The organism is Aquabacterium sp. A08, from assembly GCF_011742065.1.
This window is the reverse complement of the sequence record NZ_JAAQQT010000698.1, coordinates 1-3,039: the sequence shown is the minus strand read 5'-3', so window position 1 is coordinate 3,039 and position 3,039 is coordinate 1. Positions and strand designations below refer to the sequence as shown.

General features: G+C 70.2%; 2 protein-coding genes and 1 pseudogene. 2 read left to right on the top strand and 1 reads right to left on the bottom strand.

The features are described from left to right. The first annotated feature begins 51 nt into the window (after nt 1–51). Both HA630_RS20690 and HA630_RS25695 read left to right on the top strand, forming a co-directional pair. Nucleotides 52–1,722: a cation:proton antiporter gene (locus HA630_RS20690; protein WP_166837377.1), complete on the top strand. Its 1,671-nt coding sequence runs from the start codon at nt 52–54 to the stop codon at nt 1,720–1,722. Beyond that, entirely contained in the window at nt 1,719–2,615 is an 897-nt protein-coding gene (locus HA630_RS25695; RefSeq protein ID WP_166837375.1) for a universal stress protein, read from the top strand. The genes HA630_RS20690 and HA630_RS25695 overlap by 4 nt, the downstream gene beginning before the upstream one ends. A 1-nt stretch (nt 2,616) precedes the next feature. Here HA630_RS25695 and HA630_RS20680 read toward each other — a convergent pair. Further along, nucleotides 2,617–3,039 (bottom strand): annotated as a pseudogene (locus tag HA630_RS20680) (quinone-dependent dihydroorotate dehydrogenase); the annotation flags it as partial.

Sequence of the window (3,039 nt, the reverse complement as noted above, 5' to 3'; positions counted from 1 at the left end):
TTCGGGGCTTTCTAGGGCATGGGCACCGGCCTGGGCCCCTAGAATGAACCCATGACCGCGACCCCGTACACCGAATTCGCGCTGTTGCTGCTGGTCGCCGCCCTGGTGGGCGCGGTCTTCGTGCGGCTGCGCCAGCCGGTGCTCATCGCCTACATCGTGGTCGGCATCGCCCTGGGCCCGGCGGGCTTTGGTCTGGTCAGTTCGCACGACCAGATCAACCTGCTCGCCCAGATCGGGGTGACGGTGCTGCTGTTCATCGTCGGCCTCAAGCTCGACCTGCACCACATCCGCCACATCGGTCCGGTGGCGCTGGCCACGGGGCTGGGGCAGCTCGGCTTCACCATCGTCATCGGTTTCGGGCTGATCCTGCTCATGGGCAAGGACCCGATGACCGCGCTGTACGTGGCGGTGGCGCTGACGTTTTCCAGCACCATCATCATCGTCAAGCTGCTGTCGGACAAGCGCGAGCTGGATTCGCTGCACGGCCGGATCGCGGTGGGCTTCCTGATCGTGCAGGACCTGGCCGTGGTGCTGGCCATGATGGCCATGAGCGCGCTGCGCACCCCGGCCGACGCCACCGCCGCGCCCAGTGGCTGGGCGGTGGCGTTGTCGCTGGGCTGGCGCATGCTGGCCGCGGGCGCGGTCATCTGGTTGCTGATGCGTTACCTGCTGCCGCCGCTGGTGCGGGCCATGGCGCGCTCGCAGGAACTGCTGCTGATCTTTGCGCTGTCCTGGGCCGTGGCCCTGGCCGCGGTCGGTGCCTGGGCCGGCTTCAGCATGGAAGCCGGCGCCTTCATCGCCGGCTTCACCCTGGCCTCCACCCATTACCGCGAGGCCATCAACGCCCGCCTGGGCGGCATCCGCGACTTCCTGCTGCTGTTTTTTTTCATCCACCTCGGGGCCGAGCTGGACTTCTCCACCCTGGGCAGCGAGGTGCTGCCCGCGCTGGTCCTGTCGGCGTTCGTGCTGGTGGGCAACCCGCTGATCGTGATGGCCATCATGGGCTACATGGGCTACCGCCGCCGCACCGGTTTTCTGGCCGGCCTCACCGTGGCCCAGATCAGCGAGTTTTCCATCGTGTTCGTGGCCATGGGCATCACCCTGGGGCATGTGGACGTGCAGGCCCTGGGGTTGACCACCCTGGTGGGGCTGATCACCATCACCCTGTCCACCTACATGATCCTGTACTCGCACCCGCTGTACGAGCGCCTGGCGCCCTGGCTGGCGGTGTTCGAGCGGCGCAAGCCGTTTCGCGAACTGGCGGTGGAGCGCAAGCCCTTGCGTGCCGACGAGGTCACGGTCATGGTGTTTGGGCTGGGCCGGTACGGCAGCCGCCTGCTGCGCGAACTGCACCAGGCCGGGGTGCGGGTGGTCGGCATCGACTTCGACCCCGAAACCGTGCGCGCCCTCAAGCTCAGGCGCCTGCCGGTGCACTACGGCGACGGCGAAAACCCCGACTTTCTGGACTCGCTGCCCATGGCCGGCGTGCGGTGGGTGATCAGCACCTTGCCCCTGCCCGAGTCCAACCGCGCCCTGCTGGAGGCCCTGCGCGGCAGCGAATTCCGGGGCCGGGTGGCCGTGACGGTGCGCGACGAGAGCGCCCACCTGGAGGCCCGTGCCCTGGGGGTGGACCGCACCTTCTCCCCGTTTGAAGACGCGGCCAGCCACGCCGCCGAGCAACTGCTGGCCGAGCTCCAGCCATCCCCTGCCGAGGCCGCATGACCCCCTGCACGTCCCCCTTGCTGCTCGCCACCGACTTTTCTGCCCCGGCAGGCCAGGCCGCCGACCGCGCCGCGCGCCTGGCGGCGGCCACCGGCCATCCTCTGGTCTTGCTGCACGTGGTCAATCAGGACTGGCTCAGCAGCCTGCGCGACTGGCTGACACCGGATTCCCCGGTGGCCGGCCAACTGCTTGACGCCGCCCGGGCCCAGCTGGAGCAGGAGGCCCAGCGCCTGCGGGCCACCCAGCCGTACCCGGTGGAGGCGCTGGTGCAGGACGGTCACCCGGTCCGCGCGGTGGAGCAGGTGGCCAGCGAGCGGCAGGCGGCGTGGGTCGTTGTCGGGGCACGCGGCAGCACCGCTTTGCCGCACCTGTTGCTGGGCACCACCGCCGAGCGGCTGCTGCGCAAAACCGCCCACCCCTTGCTGGTCGTGCGCCAGCCCGCCCAGGCCGACTACCAGCGGGTGCTGGTGCCGGTGGATTTTTCGGCCTGGTCCGAACAGGCGGTGCAACTGGCGCAGCGGGTGGCGCCCGCCGCCCACCTGACGCTGATGCACACCTTCACCGTGCCGTTCGAGGAGAAGCTGCGCTTCGCCGGCGTCGAGGCCGACACCATCGACCGCTACCGCGACCAGGCGCGGCAACAGGCGCTGGAGCGGCTGCAGGCGCTGGGGCGCGGGTCGGGCCTGCCGGCCGAGCGCTACAGCCTCTGCCTGAAAGAGGGCGACGCCGCGCCCTGGCTGGTGCAGCAGGTGCAGGAACGCGGTTGCGACCTCGTCGTCATCGGCAAACACGGCCGCAACGCCGCCGAGGAATTGCTGCTGGGCAGCGTCACCAAACACGTGCTGGCCGAAGCGCCCTGCGACGTGATGGTGTCCACAGCCCGCGCGGCCTGACTCAGGCGCGCGCGGTCTTCAGCGCCTGCGCCACCTGCGGCACCAGGGCCGGCCCTTGGTAGATCAGGCCGCTGTACACCTGCACCACGTCGGCACCGGCTTCCAGTTTGCTCACCGCGTCGGCCCCGCTCAAAATGCCGCCCACCCCGACGATGGGGTAACCCTGGCCCAGACGGGCGCGCAGCTGGCGGATCACCGCGTTGCTGGCCTCCAGCACCGGCCCGCCCGACAGGCCGCCGGCCTCGTCCGCGTGCGGCAGGCCCTGCACCGCGCTGCGGCTCAGGGTGGTGTTGGTGGCGATCACCCCGTCCATGCCGTGGCGCACCAGGGTGTCGGCGATCACCGCCACCTGGGCCTCGTCCAGGTCGGGGGCGATTTTCACAAACAGCGGCTTGTGCACCCCGTGGCGGTCGGCCAGCTCGGC

Excerpts from the sequence above, each read along its gene's own strand:
- HA630_RS25695 (WP_166837375.1), top strand. The coding sequence starts at position 1,719 with ATGACCCCCTGCACGTCCCCCTTGCTGCTCGCCACCGACTTTTCTGCC.
- HA630_RS20690 (WP_166837377.1), top strand. The coding sequence starts at position 52 with ATGACCGCGACCCCGTACACCGAATTCGCGCTGTTGCTGCTGGTCGCC.